25 protein-coding genes are annotated in these 22,593 nt (G+C 40.8%); 2 read left to right on the plus strand and 23 right to left on the minus strand.

Annotated features, from left to right (window positions below):
• Positions 1–2: 2 nt before the first annotated feature.
• Positions 3–1,535, plus strand: a complete 1,533-nt coding sequence (gene ilvA / locus AVFI_RS13570) for a threonine ammonia-lyase, biosynthetic (protein ID WP_065623678.1) — start codon at positions 3–5, stop codon at positions 1,533–1,535.
• Between the two features lie 276 nt (positions 1,536–1,811).
• Positions 1,812–2,021, plus strand: a complete 210-nt coding sequence (gene cspE, locus AVFI_RS13575; protein WP_005421580.1) for a transcription antiterminator/RNA stability regulator CspE — start codon at positions 1,812–1,814, stop codon at positions 2,019–2,021.
• A gap of 140 nt (positions 2,022–2,161) precedes the next feature.
• On the opposite strand, the gene glmU is transcribed toward cspE, so the two are convergent.
• From glmU to AVFI_RS13690, 23 genes are all read right to left on the minus strand, one after another.
• Complete coding sequence (glmU, locus tag AVFI_RS13580) at positions 2,162–3,520, minus strand: bifunctional UDP-N-acetylglucosamine diphosphorylase/glucosamine-1-phosphate N-acetyltransferase GlmU (protein ID WP_017018723.1); 1,359 nt, start codon at positions 3,518–3,520, stop codon at positions 2,162–2,164.
• Positions 3,521–3,738: 218 nt separating this feature from the next.
• Entirely contained in the window at positions 3,739–4,161 is a 423-nt protein-coding gene (locus tag AVFI_RS13585) for a F0F1 ATP synthase subunit epsilon (protein WP_005421584.1), read from the minus strand.
• Between the two features lie 18 nt (positions 4,162–4,179).
• Entirely contained in the window at positions 4,180–5,583 is a 1,404-nt protein-coding gene (gene atpD, locus AVFI_RS13590) for a F0F1 ATP synthase subunit beta (RefSeq protein ID WP_065623677.1), read from the minus strand.
• A 33-nt stretch (positions 5,584–5,616) separates the two neighbouring features.
• Positions 5,617–6,483, minus strand: a complete 867-nt coding sequence (gene atpG / locus AVFI_RS13595; protein WP_005421588.1) for a F0F1 ATP synthase subunit gamma — start codon at positions 6,481–6,483, stop codon at positions 5,617–5,619.
• A 45-nt stretch (positions 6,484–6,528) separates the two neighbouring features.
• On the minus strand, positions 6,529–8,070 hold the full coding sequence (gene atpA / locus AVFI_RS13600) for a F0F1 ATP synthase subunit alpha (RefSeq protein ID WP_005421589.1): 1,542 nt from the start codon (positions 8,068–8,070) through the stop codon (positions 6,529–6,531).
• 13 nt (positions 8,071–8,083) lie between these two features.
• Positions 8,084–8,617: a F0F1 ATP synthase subunit delta gene (gene atpH, locus AVFI_RS13605; RefSeq protein ID WP_005421590.1), complete on the minus strand. Its 534-nt coding sequence runs from the start codon at positions 8,615–8,617 to the stop codon at positions 8,084–8,086.
• Between the two features lie 17 nt (positions 8,618–8,634).
• A complete protein-coding gene (atpF, locus tag AVFI_RS13610) occupies positions 8,635–9,105 on the minus strand; it encodes a F0F1 ATP synthase subunit B (protein ID WP_005421591.1) in 471 nt (156 codons plus the stop codon).
• A gap of 55 nt (positions 9,106–9,160) precedes the next feature.
• The gene (atpE, locus tag AVFI_RS13615) at positions 9,161–9,418 is read right to left on the minus strand and encodes a F0F1 ATP synthase subunit C (RefSeq protein ID WP_005372317.1); all 258 of its coding nucleotides are present in this window, start codon (positions 9,416–9,418) and stop codon (positions 9,161–9,163) included.
• A 58-nt stretch (positions 9,419–9,476) separates the two neighbouring features.
• Positions 9,477–10,289 carry a F0F1 ATP synthase subunit A gene (gene atpB / locus AVFI_RS13620; protein WP_005421592.1) on the minus strand — a complete coding sequence of 271 codons (813 nt, stop codon included), beginning with the start codon at positions 10,287–10,289 and terminating at the stop codon, positions 9,477–9,479.
• A gap of 8 nt (positions 10,290–10,297) precedes the next feature.
• Positions 10,298–10,687: a F0F1 ATP synthase subunit I gene (locus tag AVFI_RS13625; protein WP_005421593.1), complete on the minus strand. Its 390-nt coding sequence runs from the start codon at positions 10,685–10,687 to the stop codon at positions 10,298–10,300.
• A gap of 188 nt (positions 10,688–10,875) precedes the next feature.
• Entirely contained in the window at positions 10,876–11,760 is an 885-nt protein-coding gene (locus AVFI_RS13630; protein WP_005421595.1) for a ParB/RepB/Spo0J family partition protein, read from the minus strand.
• A complete protein-coding gene (locus AVFI_RS13635; protein ID WP_005421597.1) occupies positions 11,753–12,550 on the minus strand; it encodes a ParA family protein in 798 nt (265 codons plus the stop codon). Before AVFI_RS13635 ends, AVFI_RS13630 begins: the two co-directional genes overlap by 8 nt.
• Before the next feature lie 15 nt (positions 12,551–12,565).
• Positions 12,566–13,198 (minus strand): 16S rRNA (guanine(527)-N(7))-methyltransferase RsmG, encoded by a 633-nt coding sequence (gene rsmG / locus AVFI_RS13640; protein ID WP_017018721.1) that lies wholly within the window; start codon positions 13,196–13,198, stop codon positions 12,566–12,568.
• Position 13,199: 1 nt separating this feature from the next.
• Positions 13,200–15,089, minus strand: coding sequence for a tRNA uridine-5-carboxymethylaminomethyl(34) synthesis enzyme MnmG (gene mnmG, locus AVFI_RS13645; RefSeq protein ID WP_011262905.1), 1,890 nt, complete (start codon positions 15,087–15,089; stop codon positions 13,200–13,202).
• Positions 15,090–15,512: 423 nt separating this feature from the next.
• Positions 15,513–15,947, minus strand: coding sequence for an FMN-binding protein MioC (gene mioC, locus AVFI_RS13650; protein ID WP_012532837.1), 435 nt, complete (start codon positions 15,945–15,947; stop codon positions 15,513–15,515).
• A 61-nt stretch (positions 15,948–16,008) separates the two neighbouring features.
• Entirely contained in the window at positions 16,009–17,376 is a 1,368-nt protein-coding gene (mnmE, locus tag AVFI_RS13655) for a tRNA uridine-5-carboxymethylaminomethyl(34) synthesis GTPase MnmE (RefSeq protein ID WP_005416772.1), read from the minus strand.
• Positions 17,377–17,473: 97 nt separating this feature from the next.
• Positions 17,474–19,099, minus strand: a complete 1,626-nt coding sequence (gene yidC, locus AVFI_RS13660; RefSeq protein ID WP_005416774.1) for a membrane protein insertase YidC — start codon at positions 19,097–19,099, stop codon at positions 17,474–17,476.
• 2 nt (positions 19,100–19,101) lie between these two features.
• A complete protein-coding gene (gene yidD / locus AVFI_RS13665; RefSeq protein WP_005416776.1) occupies positions 19,102–19,359 on the minus strand; it encodes a membrane protein insertion efficiency factor YidD in 258 nt (85 codons plus the stop codon).
• Complete coding sequence (gene rnpA, locus AVFI_RS13670) at positions 19,326–19,679, minus strand: ribonuclease P protein component (protein ID WP_011260895.1); 354 nt, start codon at positions 19,677–19,679, stop codon at positions 19,326–19,328. Before rnpA ends, yidD begins: the two co-directional genes overlap by 34 nt.
• A 15-nt stretch (positions 19,680–19,694) precedes the next feature.
• A complete protein-coding gene (gene rpmH / locus AVFI_RS13675) occupies positions 19,695–19,829 on the minus strand; it encodes a 50S ribosomal protein L34 (protein ID WP_005416778.1) in 135 nt (44 codons plus the stop codon).
• 185 nt (positions 19,830–20,014) lie between these two features.
• Entirely contained in the window at positions 20,015–20,752 is a 738-nt protein-coding gene (locus tag AVFI_RS13680) for an amino acid ABC transporter ATP-binding protein (protein WP_054775566.1), read from the minus strand.
• A complete protein-coding gene (locus AVFI_RS13685) occupies positions 20,749–21,420 on the minus strand; it encodes an amino acid ABC transporter permease (protein WP_005416780.1) in 672 nt (223 codons plus the stop codon). Before AVFI_RS13685 ends, AVFI_RS13680 begins: the two co-directional genes overlap by 4 nt.
• Before the next feature lie 124 nt (positions 21,421–21,544).
• Positions 21,545–22,297: an amino acid ABC transporter substrate-binding protein gene (locus AVFI_RS13690; RefSeq protein WP_054775565.1), complete on the minus strand. Its 753-nt coding sequence runs from the start codon at positions 22,295–22,297 to the stop codon at positions 21,545–21,547.
• Positions 22,298–22,593: the final 296 nt, after the last annotated feature.

Here is a 22,593-nt window from a genome sequence, read left to right on the forward strand (position 1 = left end):
CTATGAGCAACTCTTCATATCAAACTGGCGCAGAATATCTGCGTCAGATCTTACGAGCGCCAATCTATGAAGTGGCAACAGTAACACCACTTCAAGATATGCCTCGTTTATCTGAGCGCATTAACAACCGAGTTCAGTTAAAGCGAGAAGACCGTCAACCGGTTCACTCCTTTAAACTTCGTGGTGCTTACAATATGGTTGCAAATCTAACCCAAGAGCAAAAAAATGCTGGGGTTATTGCTGCATCTGCAGGAAATCACGCTCAAGGTATGGCGCTTTCAGGAACCAAGCTAGGCATTCAAACGACAATTGTGATGCCCAAAACGACACCTGATATCAAAGTTGAAGCCGTAAAAGGTTTTGGTGGTAATGTGGTTCTACATGGCAGTAATTTCGATGAAGCCAAAGCAGAAGCAGAACGCTTATCACAACTCCATGGTTATACTTTTGTACCTCCGTTTGATCACCCACTGGTGATTGCAGGTCAAGGAACAATAGGTATGGAGATGCTGCAACAAAATGGTCATCTCGATTATATCTTTGTACCTGTTGGTGGTGGTGGTTTAGCCGCGGGTATTGCAGTGCTAATAAAACAACTCATGCCTGAAATAAAAGTCATCGCTGTTGAGCCTGAAGACTCTTCTTGTTTAAAAGCGGCTTTAGATGCTGGTGAGCCTGTCATTCTTGATCAAGTGAGTATGTTTGCCGATGGTGTCGCTGTTAAACGTATTGGTGATGAAACTTTCCGTCTATGTCAAAAATACCTTGATGGCCATATCAGCGTATCGAGTGATGAAATTTGTGCAGCGGTAAAAGATATTTTTGAAGATACAAGAGCGATTGCTGAACCCTCTGGTGCATTGGCATTAGCTGGTCTGAAAAAATTTGCAGATCAACATCAATTAAAAAACAAACAACTAGGAACCGTACTTTCTGGTGCAAACACTAACTTCCATGGTTTACGTTACGTATCTGAGCGCTGTGAGCTAGGTGAAAAACGAGAAGGGCTATTGGCTGTTACTATTCCTGAACGTCAAGGTGCCTTCTTTGAGTTTTGTAATCTGATTGGTGGTAGAGCTGTTACTGAATTTAACTACCGCTACAACGACGATAAGCTAGCTAACATTTTTGTTGGTGTTCGCTTACAAGAAGGGCAAGAAGAGCTTGATAACATCATTAATGATCTACAAAAGGGAGAATACCCGGTTGTTGATTTATCTGATGATGAAATGGCTAAGCTGCATATACGTTATATGATTGGTGGTAAACCATCAAAAACAATGCAAGAGCGTTTATACAGTTTTGAATTTCCAGAATACCCAGGAGCACTCGTTCGCTTCTTAAGTACTTTAGGTACTCACTGGAATATCAGTCTCTTCAATTATCGTAACCACGGTGCAGATTATGGACGTGTGTTATGTGGTTTTGAGCTAACTGATTCTGATCTTGCTAGTTTTTCAAAACACCTTGAAGAGCTTGGTTATCAATGGAAAGATGAGACAGATAATCTAGCTTATCGATTCTTTTTATCCTAAGACCGTACGGCGTAATAAGGCTAAGTAAAATTTAGCCTTATTTTCATTCAAATTTGAAATTATGCTATACAATCGGTTAAAAAATGCTATTATTTTGCTCGGCCTGTAAACAGACCTATTTATCTGTAATATTATGCTTTTGAAACCTTCGTTATACTGCTTTACCAGTTATGCTTGAAGCTTTTTATACATATGTTTTACCTCAAATAAATAATTCTTTATGGCTACAACTTCGCATTATGCGAATTATTTAATTTAAAAAAATTAGGATTTATTATGTCTAAATCAACTGGTATCGTTAAGTGGTTCAACGAAGAGAAAGGTTTCGGTTTCATTACTCAAGATAACGGCGGCGCTGACGTATTCGTTCACTTCCGTGCTATCGCAACTGAAGGTTTCAAAACTCTGAAAGAAGGCCAAGCGGTAACTTTCACTGTTGAACAAGGTCAAAAAGGCCCACAAGCTGCAGACGTTACTCCAGCTTAATTCGAATTTTTCGAATAGAATTTTTAAAAATGCTGACTTCGGTCAGCATTTTTTTTATCTCGATTTTGTCTATAGACTAGACAGATATAAAAAAAGAAGCCTAATGGCTTCTTTTTTACTATCAATAGATTATCTATTAATTATTTTTTAGTTGGACGCTGCCAATTAGCAATGCGGCGCTCTTTAGCTCGGCTGATGTAAAGTTCATTTTCATTCACATCTTTAGTCACTGTAGAACCAGCACCAACCGTTGCACCATTAGCAACAGTAACAGGCGCGATTAACTGACTATCAGAACCAACAAACACGTCATCACCAATGATCGTCTTAAATTTATTAGCACCATCGTAATTACAAGTAATCACACCAGCACCTACATTTACACGCTTACCAATTTCCGCATCACCAAGGTATGTTAAGTGATTCGCTTTAGAACCTTCACCTAAACGAACGTTCTTCACTTCAACAAAGTTACCAACGTGTGCATCATTACATAATTCAGCGCCAGGACGTAAACGAGTAAATGGACCAACCGTACACTCTTCACCAACTGTAGCACCTTCAATTACACTGTAAGGACGAATAACCGTATTATCGTCGATCTCACAATCTTTAAGTACACAACCCGCACCGATAACCACGTTATCACCTAACGTTACATTGCCCTCGATAATTACGTTTGCATCAATCTCGATATCCATACCGCATTGTAATGTACCACGAAGATCAAAACGGCTTGGATCTCGAAGCATAACACCTTGCTCTAATAACTTTTGAGCTTGAGCTGCTTGGTAAGCTCTTTCTAATCGAGCTAGCTGAGCGCGATCATTTACACCTTCAACTTCAATAGGGCTAACAGGGTGAACAGCTTCGACTGCACGACCTTCATCATGCGCTGCTGCAATAATATCGGTTAAGTAATATTCACCTTGCGCATTTTCATTTTTAAGTGCTGCTAGCCAACGTTTTAAATCACCGCCTGTAGCAACCATTACGCCTGTATTAATCTCTTTGATGAGCTTCTGCTCTTCTGTTGCATCTTTCTGCTCTACAATCGCGATTACAGGGCCATTACGACGAATAATACGTCCGTAACCCATAGGGTTATCTAGAACCACGGTTAGTAAAGCAATACCGCCAGTAGGCTGTGCATCTAATAAGTTTTCTACGGTTTCAGCACTAATTAGTGGAACATCACCATAAAGAACCAGTACTTTTTCATCATCAGCAAATTCTGGTGCAGCTTGATTTACAGCGTGACCTGTACCTAGCTGTTCAGCCTGAAGTACCCATTGAACACGCTCTTCACCTAATTCAGCTTTCATTTGATCACCACCGTGACCATACACTAAATGGATATTTTGAGCGCCAAGACCTTCACATGTATCAATTACATGTTTAGCCATAGGTTTGCCTGCTAAAGTATGAAGTACTTTAGGTTTGTTTGAGTACATGCGAGTGCCTTTACCCGCTGCCAAAATTACTGCACTGAAGTTCATGAAAAGCCCATTCTATTATTATGCTGACTTAATTTGCCTAGCTTGTTAAAAACCAAAATATGAAATCCATTACTTACTTACGCAATAGATAATGGAGTTGATACTGAGGATAAATTATATGCTAAAAAACTAATCTACGGGTGAGATAAAAATAAGAAATAAACAAAATTAAAAAGAAAAGGCGACCTATTGGCCGCCTTCTTTCTAATGGTGCTTGATTAACGCGAACGTTTTGTCAGCTCGATAACTCGAAGCTGTGCGATCGCTTTAGCCAAATCACTGGCCGCTTGAGCGAAGTTAATGTCGCCATGCTGATTTTGGATATTCTCCTCAGCCTTGCGCTTAGCTTCTTCTGCCTTAGCTGCGTCTAGGTCTTCACCACGGATTGCGGTATCTGCAAGAACAGTTGCCGAACCAGGTTGAACCTCAACAATACCACCAGAAACATAAATAATTTCTTCGTGGCCATGTTGTTTAACAATACGCACCATACCAGGCGTGATAGCGGTCAGCAGCGGTGTGTGTCCATGGAAAATACCAAGTTCACCTTCGCTACCGGTCACCTGAATCGTTTCAACCAGTCCTGAAAATAATTTTTTCTCAGCACTTACAACGTCTAGGTGAAAGGTCATTGCTGCCATATCGCCTCCTAATCAGCCTTATAGCTTCTTCGCCTTCTCAAGCGCGTCTTCAATTTTACCGCAGTACATGAAGGCTTGCTCAGGAACGTCATCGTAATCACCAGCAAGTAGACCTTTAAAGCCAGCTAATGTGTCTTTAAGTGATACGTAAATACCTGGGTCACCAGTGAATACTTCTGCTACGTGGTAAGGTTGAGTTAAGAACTTCTCAATCTTACGAGCACGAGATACAACTTGCTTATCTTCTTCAGACAGCTCGTCCATACCTAGGATAGCAATGATGTCTTTTAGCTCTTTATAGCGCTGTAGTGTCGATTGAACACCACGAGCCACATCATAGTGCTCTTGACCAACAACTAATGGATCAAGTTGACGAGATGTAGAATCTAACGGGTCAATCGCTGGGTATAGACCCATTGCCGCGATATTACGGTTAAGTACAACTGTCGCATCTAAGTGAGCAAACGTTGTTGCTGGAGATGGATCCGTCAAGTCATCCGCTGGTACGTATACTGCCTGTACAGACGTGATAGAACCTTGCTTAGTTGACGTGATACGTTCTTGAAGAACACCCATTTCTTCAGCTAGTGTAGGTTGGTAACCTACCGCCGATGGCATACGACCTAACAGTGCTGATACTTCAGTACCTGCTAGTGTATAACGGTAAATGTTATCAACGAACAACAGAACGTCACGACCTTCGTCACGGAAACGCTCAGCCATTGTTAGACCAGTCAGTGCAACACGTAGACGGTTACCTGGTGGCTCGTTCATTTGACCGTAAACCATTGCTACTTTTGATTCTTCAGGTTTCTCAATGTTTACAACACCCGCTTCCTGCATTTCAAAGTAGAAGTCATTACCTTCACGAGTACGCTCACCTACACCTGCAAATACAGATAGGCCAGAGTGTTGTAGTGCGATGTTATTGATAAGCTCCATCATGTTAACGGTCTTACCTACACCAGCACCACCAAATAGACCGATTTTACCACCCTTAGCGAATGGACAAATTAAATCGATTACTTTAACACCTGTCTCTAGAAGTTCAGTCGAGTTTGACTGCTCTTCGTAGCTTGGCGCTTCACGGTGAATTGAATAATGCTCTTCAGCACCAATCTCACCACACTCATCAATCGCATCACCAAGAACGTTCATGATGCGACCTAGTGTTTTAGTACCCACTGGAACTGTAATTGGCGCGCCAGTATTTTTTACTGTTAAGCCACGACGTAAACCATCTGAGCTACCCATTACGATACAGCGCACAACGCCGCCACCGATTTGCTGTTGTACTTCAAGAACAAGACGTTCTTGTGCATCAACAACATTCAGAGCATCGTATACACGAGGTACTTCGCCCTGTGGGAACTCTACATCGACTACCGCACCGATGATCTGTACGATCTTACCTGTAGTCATCGTTAATCCTCTAAACTGTTTAAATACCTATGCTTAAACCGCTGAAGCGCCTGAAACAATTTCAGAAAGCTCTTGTGTAATCGCCGCTTGACGGGCTTTGTTATACACAAGTTGCAGTTCATCAATAATGTCACCAGCGTTATCTGTCGCTGCTTTCATCGCAATCATTCGCGCTACGTGTTCGCAGGCTAAATTCTCAACCACGCCTTGATATACTTGTGATTCAACATAACGAATCAATAAAGCATCTAGTAGTGGTTTTGGCTCAGGCTCATAAATGTAGTCCCAAGCATGAGTGCGTTGCATTGCTTCATCTTCAGATTTAGGCAAAGGAAGTAATTGCTCAATAGCTGGCTCTTGTACCATAGTGTTGATGAACTTATTGTTCACAACATATAGACGATCCAACTGGCCTTCATCGTATTTCTTTAGCATCACGCCAACAGTACCGATCAGTTCTTCTAGGCTAGGGTGATCCCCAAGGCCTGAATTCTGAGCGACAACGTTACCGCCGTAGCTATTAAAAAATGCTGTTGCTTTTGAGCCAATAACGGCTAAATCAATTTCAACACCATCTTCTGACCATGTTTTCATTTCTGCCATGACTTTCTTAAACAAGTTAATGTTTAAGCCGCCACACAGGCCACGATCACTAGAAATAACGATGTAACCAACACGCTTAGCTTCACGTTCCTCAAGATACGGATGACGATACTCAAGGTTACCAAGCGCTAAATGACCGATTACTTTACGCATTGTGTCAGCATATGGACGAGACGCTTCCATCGACTCTTGCGAGCGACGCATTTTTGAAGCGGCTACCATTTCCATTGCTTTCGTGATCTTTTGAGTGCTTTTTACACTCCCGATCTTGTTACGAATCTCTTTCGCACCGGCCATCGTTACTCTCCGTTTTCGGGTGACCCATTACAGGCCACCAACGAATTACCAGGTCTGGGTTGCTTTGAAATCTTCAACCAGTTTCACGAACTGAGCTTCAATTTCATTATTCCAAGCACCCGATGTGTCGATCTCTTTTGCTAGATCGGCAAACTGACCACGAGCATACGACAGCAATGCTTCTTCAAAATCTGCAAGCTTAGCAAGCTCAACATCTTTCAAATAGCCTTTTTCAGCTGCGAAGATAACTAAAGCTTGGTCAAAAACAGACATTGGAGCGTACTGTTTCTGCTTCATAAGTTCAGTTACTTTCTCACCATGGTCTAGCTGCTTCTTAGTCGCGTCATCAAGATCAGATGAGAACTGAGCAAATGCTGCAAGTTCACGATACTGTGCAAGAGCAGTACGAATACCACCAGACAGTTTCTTAATGATCTTAGTTTGTGCAGAACCACCTACACGCGATACAGAGATACCAGGATCTACCGCAGGACGAACACCAGCAGTGAACAGTTCTGTTTGTAGGAAGATCTGACCATCAGTAATCGAGATTACGTTGGTTGGTACGAATGCAGATACGTCACCAGCTTGAGTTTCGATGATAGGTAGAGCAGTTAAAGAACCTGTTTTACCTGTTACTTCACCGTTAGTGAATCGCTCAACGTACGCTTCACTTACACGAGCAGCACGCTCTAGTAGGCGAGAGTGTAAGTAGAATACGTCACCAGGGAATGCTTCACGGCCCGGTGGACGTTTCAGTAGTAGAGAGATTTGACGGTAAGCTACCGCTTGTTTAGATAGGTCATCATAAACAATCAGAGCATCTTCACCGCGGTCACGGAAGTATTCACCCATCGCACAACCTGAGTACGGTGCAAGGTATTGCAGCGCAGCAGATTCAGAAGCCGATGCAACAACAACGATAGTGTTTGCTAGTGCGCCGTGCTCTTCTAGTTTGCGAACTACGTTAGCAATTGTTGATGCCTTTTGGCCAATAGCAACATAGATTGAGAAAATACCAGAATCTTTCTGGTTAATGATCGCATCGATCGCCATTGCTGTTTTACCAGTCTGACGGTCACCGATGATTAGCTCACGCTGACCACGGCCGATTGGGATCATTGAGTCAACTGACTTATAGCCAGTTTGTACTGGTTGGTCTACTGATTTACGATCGATTACACCAGGTGCAATCACTTCTACTGGAGAAGTCAGTTTCGCTTCAATTGGACCTTTACCATCAATTGGCTCACCAAGTGTGTTAACAACACGACCTAGTAATTCAGGACCAACAGGAACTTCAAGGATACGACCAGTACCTGTTACTTTCATGCCTTCCTGTAGGTCAGCATATGGGCCCATTACTACCGCACCAACTGAATCACGATTCAAGTTAAGTGCTAGCGCGTAACGGCCACCCGGTAATTCAATCATTTCGCCTTGCATTACATCAGCAAGGCCGTGGATATTGATGATACCGTCGCTTACCGACACGATAGTACCTTCATTGCGAGCTTCAGTTACAACGTTGAATTTTTCAATACGTTGTTTGATTAGATCGCTAATTTCCGTGGAATTAAGTTGCATGCTCCATTCCCCATCAAGACTGCAATGTTTCGCTCAGACGACCTAAACGGCCACGTGCTGAGTTATCAATGACTAGGTCTCCGGCTCGAATAATAACCCCTGCTAGAAGGGTCTCATCTACGCTACAATTCAGCTTCACTTTACGCTCTAGACGAGCTTCAAGTTTGGCACCAATGTCAGCTTTCTGCTGCTCTGTTAGTTCAATTGCTGATGTAACATCAGCATCAATCACTTTTTCAAACTCATGTTGTAAAAGGATAAATTGTTCTAACACTCCTGGTAGAACTTTCAAACGACCGTTTTCAGCCATTACATGAATTAAGTTCTGTCCAAACTCGTTCAGTTGTTCGCCACAAATAGAAATAAAAATTTCAGCTAATTGCTCTGATGCTACTGCACCATCCAACAATTGAGCGACGTCTTTATTTTTCGCGACTTCTGAACAAAAAGTTAGCATTTGAGCCCATTGGCTCAATTCGCCTTTTTCGACCGCAAAGTCAAAAGCTGCTTTCGCGTAGGGGCGTGCGATGGTTGCCATTTCCGACATATCTTGGCCCCTTTTCTTTACAATTTCGCAGTGATGTTATCAAGAATATCTTTCTGCGCTTCTACATCAATAGAACGCTCTAAGATTTTCTCGGCACCGATCACAGCCAGAGTTGCAACTTGTTTACGCAGTTCATCGCGGGCACGGTTGCGTTCAGATTCAAGTTCAGCTTCACCTTGTGTAAGAATCTTCTGGCGTTCAACCAGAGCTTCTTCACGAGCTTCGTCTAAAATTTGACTTTTACGCTTGTTAGCCTGTTCGATGATCTCAGTTGCAGCGCGCTTTGCTTCTTTTAATTGATCAGAAGCATTAGCTTGTGCCAAATCAAGGTCTTTAGCTGCGCGTTCAGCGGCAGATAAACCGTCAGCAATTTTTTTCTGACGTTCCTCGATCGCTTCCATGATTGGTGGCCATACATATTTCATGCAGAACCAAACAAACAATGTAAAAGCGATTGCTTGACCAAGCAGAGTTGCGTTCATATTCACAACAGCTACCCCTCGTTAAGAATCAGCTACAAAAATTCAATTAGCAATGGCTGGATTAGCCTGCTAGTTGACCAACAAATGGGTTAGCAAATGTGAATAGTAGCGCGATAACGATACCGATCATTGGAACCGCATCCAATAGACCAGCGATGATGAACATCTTAACTTGTAGCATTGGAGCCATTTCAGGTTGACGAGCTGCGCCTTCTAGGAATTTACCGCCAAGAAGTGCGAAACCAATCGCTGTACCAAGTGAAGCAAGACCTACAATAATGCCCACGGCGATTGCAGAAAAGCTCAGTAAAGTTTCCATTTACTTTCTCCAGTTTTATGTTGTCGGCAAAGTGCCATTGATAAATAAATTGTCTAAATTAGTGATCAGAGTCTTCATGTGCCATCGACAGATATACGATAGTCAGCATCATGAATACGAAAGCCTGAATCAAAATAACCAAAATGTGGAAGATAGCCCAAGGTAGTGCACCTACCCATTGTAAATACCACGGTAGCATTGCCGCAATAAGAATAAACACCACCTCACCAGCAAACATGTTACCAAACAAACGCATGCCTAATGAAAGAGGTTTCGCTAATAGCGAGATAACTTCCAATAGTAGGTTGAATGGAATCATAATTGGGTGATTAAACGGGTGAAGTGCTAATTCTTTAGCGAACCCACCAAGTCCTTTCACTTTGATGCTGTAATAGATCATCAATGCAAAAACACCTAACGCCATTGCCATAGTGATATTCACATCAGCAGAAGGAACCACTTTAAGATAAGGGATACCCAACCAATGCTCTGCAGGATATGGTAAGAAATCGATAGGAACTAAATCCATCAAGTTCATTAAAATAACCCAGCAGAAGATAGTTAGTGCCAGTGGGGCGATCAACGGATTGCGTCCATGGAAAGTTTCTTTTACGTTGTCAGCAACGAATTCCACTATCATTTCAACAAAACATTGTAGCTTTCCTGGTACTCCTGTTGTTGCTTTCTTTGCTACAGAACGAAAAACCCAAAGGAATAACATCCCTGTAAACACAGAAAAGAACAGGCTATCTATATGTACGTTCCAGAAACTTGCTTCATCAGCTACCAGACCTAACTTAGCTAAAGATAGATTTGTTAAGTGATGCTCAATGTAACCAGATTGTGTTAGCGCTTCGCCTGGCGCAGCCATAACTTTTCCTATTTTCTGTTGTTAATAAAGAGAACTGGTGCAAAGATATTAATACCTAGTACCAGCAAATAGGTTAGTTTGAGGGGAACAAGTTCCACCTCCATATACACGTAGGCAACAGAAAATAAGACTACTGTAATCAGAATTTTTAGCACTTCGCCAGTATAAAAAGATACTGCAACCTTTTTAGCAGCTCTTGCTCCACTGAACATAAATGCACACCCTGCAAATACCGCATTAGCAATGACAAAAATGCCGCCACCAATGAGTGCAGAGATCCCCCAGCTAGCACTAACGGCTAAGCTCATTCCTACTGCCATAAAAATAACCACGCTAAGCTGGATCATTATGAGTCGTTTGGCTAGCAAACGGCCTGGTCTGGCTAACGTAGTTACCATGTATTCTTCCTTTAAAGCATCTTTGCTTTGATTTAAATCAAGTTAAAACAAAGATTTTACAAAAATTATACGTTGAGCTGATATGAATGCAATCAAATAGCATTAAAAAGTTACATTTATGAGAACATAACGGTGACTTTTACGACGTAAAGTACGGTTTTTATATCAACACACGTTTTATATCACATTTAGCTTTCTAGCTTTGCGATAAGTTGTTCTAATTTGTGAGCCTCGTCAAAGGTAATCGTTACCTTTCCTTTGCCCGCTGCATTTCGACTTATCACAACTTTAGAACCAAGAGTTGATGATAATTTATCCGAAATTGTCATCATTTCAGTATCAACTTCTTTTGGTTCTTCCTCTTTTTGAGGAGCCAATAGCTCTTTTACTTTTTGCTCAGTTTGACGAACAGTCAGTTTCTTTTTGATTACAAGGTGAGCTAATTCAACTTGTTGTTCATTTTCTAATGCTAACAAGGCACGAGCATGACCCATCTCAAGTTCTTTCTGCTCAACTAAACCTTTCACTTCATCAGTCAATGCATTTAGACGCAATAAATTCGTTACTGTTGTTCGAGATTTACCAATAACATCGGAAATTTGTTGATGAGTTAATTCAAATTCTTGTTGCAAACGCTCTAATGCTTGCGCTTCTTCAATCGCATTCAAGTCTTCACGTTGAATATTTTCAATTAAAGCCATTGCGATTGCGGCTTTATCTTCAACAGATTTAACCACACATGGAACGTGTTTTAGGCCTGCTTTTTTAGCGGCACGGAAACGTCGTTCTCCAGCAATGATTTCATATTGTTGAGGTGCAACTTCACGTACAACGATCGGTTGAATGATACCTTGAGAACGAATAGAAGCAGAAAGCTCTTCAAGGGCTTCTTCTTCCATTACTTTACGAGGTTGATATTGACCAGCACTCAATTGGTGAATGCCTAACTCAACCAATTGAGCATCTTTAGAAATGGACTCGCTTTGTGCAGCAGCTGTCTGCTTTTCACGTGCAATTGAACTTGTTGCTAATAGGGCATCTAATCCTTTGCCTAAACCACGTTTATTACTCATGAATTTCTGTTTCCCTTTCTTTTTCCATTTCGTCACGGCGAATTATCTCTCCGGCAAGGGCTAAATAAGCCTTTGCACCATTTGAGTATTTATCATAATACATTGCAGGTTTACCATGACTAGGCGCTTCTGCTAGGCGAACATTTCGAGGGATCACAGTGCGATACACTTTTTCACCAAAATGTTTTTTCAATTGATCAGATACATCATTCGCTAAGCGATTACGAGGATCAAACATGGTTCTAAGCAACCCTTCGATCTTTAAATCAGCATTCACTACAGCGGCTAATTTACCTATGGTATCAATTAAAGCCGTTAGTCCTTCAAGTGCGTAATACTCACATTGCATAGGAACTAATACAGAATCAGATGCTGCCATGGCGTTAATTGTAAGGAGATTTAGAGCGGGAGGGCAATCGATAAAGATGAAATCATAGTTACCACGAATTGGGTAGATCATGTTGCGCAAGCGAACTTCTCGCGCAAACACTTCCATTAATTTGATTTCAGCAGCAGTCACGTCACCATTGGCAGCAATTAAATCATAGCCACCAGAGGTTTCCTCTATCACAACTTTGTCAAAAGGCACTTCGTCAACCAACAACTCGTAAGCGGTTGCATCCACATCATATTTATCAACACCACTGGCCATGGTTGCATTGCCTTGGGCATCAAGGTCAATTAATAAGACCTTTCGATGTGTTGCAGCCATTGATGCTGCAAGATTCACCGCTGTTGTTGTTTTACCTACGCCACCTTTCTGGTTCGCAATAGAGATAATCTTTCCCACACTAACCTCATTCCATTATTTTTTTCCGGCTAAGGTGACTAAATGTCTTTCACCCTCTAACTCCGGAACGATCAATGTCGCTACATTTTTAACTGAGCACCATTCAGGAAGATCATTCGCTTCTTCTTCTGAATAAATACCTTTTAATGCTAAAAATACACCATCTTCTTCTTTCGGTAGATGATGACACCAATTCACCATGTCTGTCATTGATGCAAATGCACGACTTAGGACTGCATCAAACTTTTCTTCAGGTTGAAACTCTTCAACACGGCTTTGAATTGGTGTTACGTTGGTGATTTTTAGCTCATGAATAACTTGTTTAATAAAGCGAATTCGCTTTCCTAAACTATCCAATAGTGTAAATGATTTATCTGGATTCATGATAGCTAATGGGATACCTGGTAACCCAGGACCTGTACCAACATCAATAAAACGTTCACCAGATAATTTTGGACTAACGACAATACTGTCCAAAATGTGCTTAATAACCATTTCACTCGGATTTCTTACTGAGGTTAAGTTATACGCTTTATTCCACTTGTGGAGTAGTGCAACATAACCAAGGAGTTGTTCTTTTTGCAATTCAGAGACATTTAAGTCAGTTTGAGCAATTAAACGGTCGAATTGTTGAGATAAATCGGTCACGTTACTCACCTTTCTTTAATAAACCGTGTTTTTTCAAATGAACTAATAAAATTGAAATAGCAGCAGGTGTGATACCTGAAATACGAGAAGCAATACCAATAGTCTCTGGTTTTGCATCACTCAGTTTAGCTACAACTTCATTTGAAAGACCTTTTACTTCTTTGTAATCAAGATCAAACGGTAATTTTGTATTTTCATGACGTAATGATTTTTCAATTTCATCACGTTGACGTTGAATGTAACCCGCATATTTTACTTGGATTTCAACTTGCTCAGATGCTTGTGAATCTTCAAGCGCAGGACCGAAGCCATCAATTGAAACTAGAGATTGATAATTAACTTCCGGACGACGTAGAAGATCCTCACCACTCGCTTCACGAGCAATTGGTGTTTTTAGGATCGCATTAACTTGATCCACTTGTTCTGATTTTGGATTGATCCAAATATCTTTCAAGCGTTGACGTTCTTGTTCCATGTTCTCTACTTTTTCGTTAAAGCGAGCCCAACGAACATCATCAACAAGACCTAAAGTACGACCTTGTTCAGTTAAACGTAAATCAGCATTATCTTCACGAAGCAATAAACGATATTCGGCACGAGATGTGAACATACGGTACGGTTCTTTAGTACCTAATGTTGATAAATCATCAATCAATACACCCATGTACGCTTCATCACGACGTGGGCTCCAGCCTTCTTTGCCTTGAGCAAATAAACTTGCGTTAAGACCAGCCATTAAACCTTGAGCAGCAGCTTCTTCATAACCAGTCGTACCATTAATTTGACCAGCAAAGAATAGACCTTCAATAAACTTAGTTTCGTAAGTTGATTTTAAATCACGAGGATCAAAGAAATCATATTCGATCGCATAACCTGGGCGCACAATGTGTGCATTTTCAAAACCTTTCATGGAACGTACGATTTGCAGTTGTACGTCAAATGGTAAACTTGTTGAAATACCATTTGGATACAGTTCGTGTGTTGATAAACCTTCAGGCTCAATAAAGATTTGGTGACTGTCTTTGTCTGCAAAGCGCATTACTTTATCTTCAATGGAAGGGCAGTAACGAGGACCTATACCTTCGATAACGCCAGCATACATAGGGCTTCTATCAAGGTTATTGCGAATTACATCATGTGTTTTTTCATTGGTATGAGTAATGAAACAGTTCACTTGTTGTGGGTGATGTTCACGCTTACCTAAAAATGAAAAAACAGGTGTTGGATTATCACCTGGTTGTGCTTCTAATCCTGAAAAATCAACTGAACGTGCATCGATACGAGGAGGTGTACCAGTTTTTAGACGATCAATTCTAAATGGGCGCTCACGTAGACGTTGAGCAAGAGTGATCGAAGAAGGATCTCCTGCGCGGCCTCCTGAGAAGTTTTCCATACCAATATGTATCTGACCCCCTAAAAAGGTACCAGCGGTCAATACAACGGATTTAGCTCGGAATTTAAGGCCCATTTGAGTGACAGCACCCATTACCTTATCGTTTTCTATAATAAGATCATCAACGGCTTGCTGAAATAAGGTTAAATTTGGTTGGTTTTCTAATACTGAACGAACATAAGCTTTGTATAACGCTCTGTCTGCTTGTGCGCGAGTAGCTCGAACAGCTGGACCTTTTGAAGCATTCAATGTTCTGAATTGAATACCACTATGATCGATGGCTTGTGCCATTAAACCACCTAAGGCATCAACTTCCTTTACCAGATGTCCTTTGCCGATCCCACCAATTGCAGGGTTACACGACATTTGACCTAATGTATCAATGTTATGAGTGAGTAGAAGTGTATTTTGTCCTGTTCTTGCTGCAGCAAGTGCTGCTTCAGTACCAGCATGACCACCGCCAATAACAATGACATCAAAGTTGTCTTGGTAAAACATGATTCGACCTTAGGAGTAATGAAAAGAGTTAGAAGAATTTAACTTAAGAGATGTATTTTACCCTTTTTCTAGCTTGGAAAGAAATGAAAAAGTGATGAAGTTCAAAAAAGAAAGATCACTTAATATATATAAGATCTTTTAAAGAGATCTTTTATTAGATCTATTATATAGATCGTCGATCTCTGTGGATAAGTGATAAATGATCAATAGGATCATATACTTTAGATGGATCCAAAGTTGTTATCTTTCTTTGATCTTCGATCGGACAGCTTGAGGACAAAAGAGTTAGTTATCCACAAGGGGGGAGGGCGTTAGATCTTATTCAATGGATAACTATAACTTGATCACTGGATCTTTCTATAGTTATCCACATAGTAGGTATCATCTATTTAATAACTTTTATAGATCGGATAACACTTTTTATTAACAAATGTGTTGTTTTAGCCACAATTCTGCTGGTTCTTCTGGGATACTATTTTGAGTTACATCTATCTCTAATAGAGGGTACTTTTCGATAGCGCCATGCTCTTTTAAGGTATTTTGAAGTGATTTTCCTGCTGCGCAGAAAGTGTCATAACTTGAATCACCGATAGCAACAATAGCAAATTCAATGCTCGATAATGGTTGGGACACTGTTTCTAACTGTTGAATAAATGGCTTAATATTGTCAGGATAATCGCCTGCACCATGAGTTGATACAACAAGAAGCCATAAGCTATCAGTATCAATATCATCTAAATTTGGTTGATTATGGATGTCTGTGGCAAAATCCATTTCTTCTAATAAATCAGCAAGATGGTCACCAACATACTCAGCTCCACCTAGAGTACTTCCTGTAATAATAGATACTTTTTTCATGAATTTATCCTATAAAAAATGGGCCTACATCGGCCCATTATCAATCTTATTAGTATTGGTTTTATTTACCAATACAGAACGAAGTAAATATACGTCCAAGTAAATCATCAGAAGTAAATTCACCTGTGATCTCACTTAGATGTTGTTGTGCAATACGAAGTTCTTCTGCAAGGATTTCTCCTGCCATGTAACCTTCTAATTGCTGTTGGCCTATATCAAGATGCTGAGCGGCTTTTTCTAACGCTTCTAGATGGCGTCGGCGAGCCATAAAGCCACCTTCTTGGTTACCTGAGAAGCCCATGCACTCTTTTAAATGGTTACGCAGTGCATCAACCCCTTCACCCGTTTTTGCTGATAGGCGAATCAATGTAGGATCATTTACATGACAAATACCGAGATCTTCACCGGTTTGATCTGCTTTATTTCGGATCACTGTCATGCCCATGTTTTTTGGTAGACGATCAAGGAACTCTGGCCAAATTAATTTAGGGTCTGTTGCGTCTGTAGTTGTTCCATCAACCATAAATAAAACACGGTCAGCTTGGGCTATTTCATCCCAAGCTCTTTCAATACCAATGCGCTCAACCTCATCAGATGCTTCACGAAGGCCTGCGGTATCAATAATATGCAATGGCATACCATCAATATGAATGTGCTCTCTAAGTACGTCACGGGTTGTACCAGCTATGTCAGTAACGATAGCAGTATCTTTGCCTGATAATGCGTTAAGAAGGCTAGATTTACCTGCATTTGGACGCCCTGCGATAACAACCTTCATACCCTCACGCATGATGGCGCCTTGATTCGCTTCTTTACGAACCGCATTAAGGTTATCAATGATACCTTGTAAGTCACCACTGACTTTGCCATCAGCAAGAAAATCGATTTCCTCTTCAGGGAAGTCGATTGCTGCTTCAACGTAAATACGTAGATAGATAAGGGATTCAACTAAGGTATTAATCTTATTTGAGAAAACACCTTGTAATGAATTTAAGGCTGATTTAGCCGCTTCTTCAGAGCTTGCATCAATTAAATCAGCAATCGCTTCTGCTTGAGCTAAATCCATTTTGTCGTTTAAGAAAGCTCTTTCTGAGAACTCACCTGGACGCGCTGTACGGATGCCATCAATCTTTAGAATGCGTTTGATTAGCATATCCATGACGACAGGACCACCATGGCCTTGAAGTTCTAATACGTCTTCACCGGTAAATGAATGTGGGTTTGGGAAGTAAAGGGCAATACCCTGATCAAGCTCCAATCCATTTTCATCTTTAAATGGCGCATATTCTGCGTAACGAGGTTTTAGTTCTTTACCAATAACAGCAAGCGCAACGTCTTTTGCTTTTGGACCTGATACGCGAATGATACCAACGCCGCCTCGGCCTGGTGCTGTTGCTTGTGCAACAATGGTGTCTGTATGTAGTGTCATGATTATTCTTTATGTCTATTGCTTACTGATATTGTATGCTCATTGAACAAAAAAGGCGACCAATGGCCGCCTTTTGTTTTACTTCAAGAGTGAAAGGTTACTTAGAATGTAAGCCTTTTTTCTCTAGAGCACGGTAAATCAGAGTTTGCTGAATTAACGTTACGATGTTTGATACTAACCAGTAAAGAACTAGGCCAGATGGGAACCATAAGAAGAATACAGTGAACATAACAGGCATGAACGTCATGATCTTCTGTTGCATTGGATCCGTTACTGTTGTTGGACTCATCTTCTGGATTAAGAACATACTTGCACCCATTAATAATGGCAGGATGTAGTATGGGTCTTGTGCTGATAAATCCGTGATCCAACCAAAGAATGGAGTATGACGAAGTTCAACAGATTCCATTAATGCCCAGTACAGTGAAATGAAGATTGGCATTTGAAGAAGAATTGGTAAACAACCACCTAGTGGGTTTACTTTTTCTTTCTTGTAAAGCTCCATCATTTCTTGGCTCATACGCTGACGGTCATCGCCAATACGTTCACGCATCGCTGTCAACTTAGGTTGAAGCATACGCATTTTAGCCATTGATGTGTATTGTGCTTTCGTTAGTGGGTACATTGCACCACGAACGATGAAAGTAAGAACAATGATTGCTAGACCCCAGTTCACAACGATGCCTTGGATGAAAGACAATAGTTTATGAAGTGGTGAAGCGATAAACCATAACCAACCGTAATCAACTGTTAGGTCTAGGTAAGGTGCTGTTGCAGCCATTTCTTTCTGAAGTTTTGGACCAGTCCAAAGTGTTGCAGAAAGTGTTGCTTCTTGACCTGCTGGAATAGTTACAGAAGGCATACGAACGCCAATGTAACCATAGTCACCTGCTACGCGAGATGTCAGTTTTGCATCATTTACGTTGCGAGGGATCCAAGCTGAAGCGAAGTAGTGTTGTAACATACCCGCCCAACCTTGACCGTTTGTCATGTCGATAGATAAGTTTTTATCTTCCATGTCGTCAAAGCTGTATTTTTTATAGCGTGTATCTTCTGTTGAATAAGCAGCACCACGGTATGTTGGCATAGTAAGGCTACCACCATCATCCATTAAGTTTTGCTTTAGGTTTGTGTACATTTCAACAGTTGCTGGTGCTGAAGATTGGTTATCAACCGTGTAATCAACATCAATAGCGTAGCTGTCGCGTTTAAGGATTAGTGTTTTAGTATAAGTAATACCGTCTTTCACTAATGTTAAAGGAACGCGTAATTCGTTTTGGCCTTCAGCTAAAACGTAATCTGTTTTTTGTGCTGTAAATTGAGCACGGCCAGAGTTTGAATCGATACCTTGAGGACCGATTAGACCACTTTGAGCAACGTAGCTGTGTGTTGCGTCGTTCTTAAGAAGAACAAACTTAGCTTTAGAGTCTAGTTCTGCGTCGTATTTATTAAGAACAGATTCAATGATGTCACCACCCAATGTATCTACTTTTAAAGTAAGCACATCAGTTGTGATTGTGATCAGCTTGTCAGACTGTGCTGAATCGGCTGGTGTATCACTGTTTGCTGTTGAAGAAGTTGGAACATCACCATCCGTTTGTGTTTGTTGAACGGTACTAACTGTAGCTGGTTGCTGCGGATTAGTTTCTACTTGCCATTGTTGGAAAAGTAAAAAAGAAACTAAAGCCAGTGCTAGCAACAGAATATTACGTTGGGTATCCATCGTTATTGTTCTCTGTCTTTATGCTGCTTGGGTGGGACGGGGTCATAGCCCCCATCATTCAAAGGATGACATTTTAATAGACGTTTGCCAGATAGCCAACACCCTTTTACTAAACCGTGTGACTTTAGTGCTTCAATTGCATAATGTGAACACGTTGGAGTAAATCGACAGCGAGGTCCAATCATTGGACTGATGACGAGTTGATAAAAACGGATGAGACCGATTGCTATCCACGAGAAGGGCGAGACAGGCGATGCCATAATTTGTCTAATAGCTTGTTGAAGTCTTCGTTACTCAATTCTTGAGCACTCTTTTTAGCGATAACTACAAAGTCTTTCGCAGGTAAGGAATGTTGCTTATTGCGGAAACTTTCACGAACGATACGTTTGAACTTGTTGCGACCAACAGCAGTTTTAATTTGCTTCTTAGGAACAGCGAGACCTAAACGAGGGTGTGAAAGAGAGTTTTCTCTAGCAAGAATGGTGAAATGAGGCGAGCCAGCTCGATGAGCTTGCTTGAAGACAAATTTGTAATCTTCGGGAGTTAACAAGCGTAACTCCCGAGAGAAATCGTAATTCATCAAAATAATCTAGGATTACTTAGATAGACGCTTACGGCCTTTAGCACGACGAGCGTTAATTACGTTACGACCGTTCTTAGTAGCCATACGTGCACGGAAACCGTGAGAGCGTTTACGCTTAAGAACTGAAGGTTGGAAAGTGCGTTTCATTGGTATTACCTTATTACTGATCAGTAGTTATTAGGTTTAATTAAACCCGGCGTGGGACGTACATTCCGACGCCTCTCAACAAAGAGGCGGAATTGTAATCATTGACTCATAAATAGTCAACAAGAGGTTCCACGTATTTTCCGGATGGTGAATTATACGTTTTGTGAGCCAGAGCGCAAGGATCTTTATTCGATCCCAACTTGATTTAAGAATTTCTGCAATTTAGGATCCTGTGGATAACCAAAAATCTGCTCTGGTGTTCCTTGTTCGACGATCTTTCCATCAGCCATATAGATGACACGATCGGCTACTTCTCTCGCAAACTGCATCTCATGAGTAACAACTAGCATCGTTTGGTGCTGTGTAGCCAGTTTCTTCATTAAAGTTAGCACTTCATTAACCCATTCAGGATCCAGTGCTGACGTGGGTTCATCAAAGAGTAAGAGCTCTGCCTCTAATGCCATAGCACGGCCAATACCTACTCGTTGTTGTTGACCTCCTGATAAAGCTGCTGGGTAACTGTCTCCTTTATCACCGAGACCAATATCATCTAATATTTGCTGTGCTTTTTTAAGAGCGTCGTCCTTTTTCCACTTGTGGACAGTTATTAGGCCTTCTGCAATATTCTGACGAGCAGTTAAATGTGCAAAAAGAGCGTAATTCTGGAAAATAAACCCTGTTTTTCTTCGCAAAGCCAACACATCACTTTTTGTGTGTTGTTCACTATCGACACTGACATCACCGATACTGATCACGCCTTTATTTGCTGTTTCAAGAAAATTAATGCAACGCAATAGGGTTGATTTACCGGTTCCACTCGAACCGATCACAGCAATGATCTCCCCTTTGTTTATTTCAAGATCGATTCCTGCAAGAACTTGAGTATCACCAAAGCTTTTATGTAAATTTTTAATTTTAATCATCGTACATACGCCTTATTTAGTTTTTCTTCAGCCCAAATCTGCACTCGAGTCAGAATAACAACAACTCCCCAATAAATAAGTGCTACGGCAAGAAAGGCTTCAAAGAATTTAAAGCTTGATGAAGCCTCCATTTGTGCTTTTGCCATGATTTCTGCCACACCTAAAGTAAAAGCTAGAGAGGTGGATTTGATCATATCGATGAAGTAATTCATTAAAGAAGGCAGAGCGACGCGAGTTGCTTGAGGTAAAATTATGCGGCGCATCGCCTGAGAAGTCGTCATACCTATGGATAAACTTGCTTCCATTTGACTACGGTCAATACCAATAATCGCCGCACGAATGCTCTCAGCCATGTAGGCTGCAAAATGAAGAGTAAGGCCTATAACTGCGGCACTAAAAGCATCTAATCCTACAAAGATAGGAAAGACTTGAGGAAGTCCGTAATAAAGGAGGAAAAGCTGAACTAATAATGGCGTTCCTCGAAAGAAGCTAATATAAAGTTGGCTTAGTTGATCAAATACAGGCACTTTAAATACTCGTAAGTTAGCGAGTACTAACGCAAGGATTAAGGAAAAGAGTAATCCCCATAACGCCATTTCCATTGTGGTACCTAAATATTTAAATAATATAGGTAACAACTCAATCATGTAGGTAAAATCAAATCCCATAATGCTCTCTGTAATTATTTTTAGAAGTAAAGTGGGTAATTCAAAGAAAGATGAAACCCACTAGTAATATAGTGGGCTTATTTGATGAATGGTGAGTAATCGCTTACTTTGCGATCAGATTAGCTTATTGAGTGATGTCTGAATCGAACCATTTCTGAGAGATTTTTGCTAATGTACCATCCTCTCTCATGGCGTTTAATGCTTGATTCACTTCTTTTTGTAGCTTTTGGCCTTTTTCATTGTTTACAAATGGCCATGCATTCTCAATGGTTTCAAATGGTTTACCTGCTAGTTGCAAAGGAAGACCTGATTTCTTGATTAATTGAGCTGCAGAAAGTCGATCCATCACAAAAGCGTCTGCACGTCCTAAAGCAACATCATGCTCAATACCTGTATCGTATGTTTTGATATTGATTTGCTCTGATTTGTCGTGATCACGCAGTAATTTCTCAAAGTTTGAACCTAAATTAACGGCAACGGTTTTACCATTTAAGTCCTCAATACTTTTGATGCTGTCATTGCCTTTACGTACTGTGATTTGAGCTCCATCTACAACGTAAGGATCTGCAAATAGATATTTGGCTTCACGTTCTTTAGTTTTGGTAATTTGATTTGAAATAGTATCAATTCGACCTGTTTCTAATAAGCCAAACAAACCTGAAAAGCTCGCTGTTACGTATTCAACGTTATAATCGTTACGGCGACCGATCTCATCCCATAAATCGACTTCAAATCCTTGCAGTTTATCTTGTTTCACAAAGGTAAATGGGAAATAGCGTCCTGACATTCCAACTTTAACTTCTGTTGCAGCTTGTGCAAATTGAGTTGCTGCTAATGTTAGTGCTAATCCTGCTAGGATATTTTTAGTCCATTTCATGATTGATACTCCTATTATTCATTCAGTATTAGGATGATACTTTTTTTGCGACTGAGCTCTAAATACCCGATGGTTATGTGTAATAACTAAATCATTAAATTATGATCATTTTTTCCGCATTGTTGATGGTTTTGGGTATAAGTCAGGTAAAAAGTGTGTTGATCTAGGTAAAAAAGCGTGATCAGTGTGAATAACTTCGATCTTATTCACTGGATCATCGATCTAATACTGGCACTATAGTTATCCACAGTATAAAATTAACGACCTTTTGAAATTAATTATGAGTGGGGTTGTCC

Source organism: Aliivibrio fischeri ATCC 7744 = JCM 18803 = DSM 507, from assembly GCF_023983475.1.
In the GTDB taxonomy this organism is placed as follows: domain Bacteria; phylum Pseudomonadota; class Gammaproteobacteria; order Enterobacterales; family Vibrionaceae; genus Aliivibrio; species Aliivibrio fischeri.

Bases quoted from the DNA above. Each gene is read 5' to 3' on its own strand.
- ilvA (WP_065623678.1), top strand. From the start codon at position 3: ATGAGCAACTCTTCATATCAAACTGGCGCAGAATATCTGCGTCAGATC.
- cspE (WP_005421580.1), top strand. From the start codon at position 1,812: ATGTCTAAATCAACTGGTATCGTTAAGTGGTTCAACGAAGAGAAAGGT.
- glmU (WP_017018723.1), bottom strand. From the start codon at position 3,520: ATGAACTTCAGTGCAGTAATTTTGGCAGCGGGTAAAGGCACTCGCATG.
- AVFI_RS13585 (WP_005421584.1), bottom strand. From the start codon at position 4,161: ATGGCAGCAATGACCTTTCACCTAGACGTTGTAAGTGCTGAGAAAAAA.
- atpD (WP_065623677.1), bottom strand. From the start codon at position 5,583: ATGACTACAGGTAAGATCGTACAGATCATCGGTGCGGTAGTCGATGTA.
- atpG (WP_005421588.1), bottom strand. From the start codon at position 6,483: ATGGCCGGTGCGAAAGAGATTCGTAACAAGATCGGGAGTGTAAAAAGC.
- atpA (WP_005421589.1), bottom strand. From the start codon at position 8,070: ATGCAACTTAATTCCACGGAAATTAGCGATCTAATCAAACAACGTATT.
- atpH (WP_005421590.1), bottom strand. From the start codon at position 8,617: ATGTCGGAAATGGCAACCATCGCACGCCCCTACGCGAAAGCAGCTTTT.
- atpE (WP_005372317.1), bottom strand. From the start codon at position 9,418: ATGGAAACTTTACTGAGCTTTTCTGCAATCGCCGTGGGCATTATTGTA.
- atpB (WP_005421592.1), bottom strand. From the start codon at position 10,289: ATGGCTGCGCCAGGCGAAGCGCTAACACAATCTGGTTACATTGAGCAT.
- AVFI_RS13625 (WP_005421593.1), bottom strand. From the start codon at position 10,687: ATGGTAACTACGTTAGCCAGACCAGGCCGTTTGCTAGCCAAACGACTC.
- AVFI_RS13630 (WP_005421595.1), bottom strand. From the start codon at position 11,760: ATGAGTAATAAACGTGGTTTAGGCAAAGGATTAGATGCCCTATTAGCA.
- mnmG (WP_011262905.1), bottom strand. From the start codon at position 15,089: ATGTTTTACCAAGACAACTTTGATGTCATTGTTATTGGCGGTGGTCAT.
- mioC (WP_012532837.1), bottom strand. From the start codon at position 15,947: ATGAAAAAAGTATCTATTATTACAGGAAGTACTCTAGGTGGAGCTGAG.
- mnmE (WP_005416772.1), bottom strand. From the start codon at position 17,376: ATGACACTACATACAGACACCATTGTTGCACAAGCAACAGCACCAGGC.
- yidC (WP_005416774.1), bottom strand. From the start codon at position 19,099: ATGGATACCCAACGTAATATTCTGTTGCTAGCACTGGCTTTAGTTTCT.
- yidD (WP_005416776.1), bottom strand. From the start codon at position 19,359: ATGGCATCGCCTGTCTCGCCCTTCTCGTGGATAGCAATCGGTCTCATC.
- rnpA (WP_011260895.1), bottom strand. From the start codon at position 19,679: ATGAATTACGATTTCTCTCGGGAGTTACGCTTGTTAACTCCCGAAGAT.
- rpmH (WP_005416778.1), bottom strand. From the start codon at position 19,829: ATGAAACGCACTTTCCAACCTTCAGTTCTTAAGCGTAAACGCTCTCAC.
- AVFI_RS13680 (WP_054775566.1), bottom strand. From the start codon at position 20,752: ATGATTAAAATTAAAAATTTACATAAAAGCTTTGGTGATACTCAAGTT.
- AVFI_RS13685 (WP_005416780.1), bottom strand. From the start codon at position 21,420: ATGGGATTTGATTTTACCTACATGATTGAGTTGTTACCTATATTATTT.
- AVFI_RS13690 (WP_054775565.1), bottom strand. From the start codon at position 22,297: ATGAAATGGACTAAAAATATCCTAGCAGGATTAGCACTAACATTAGCA.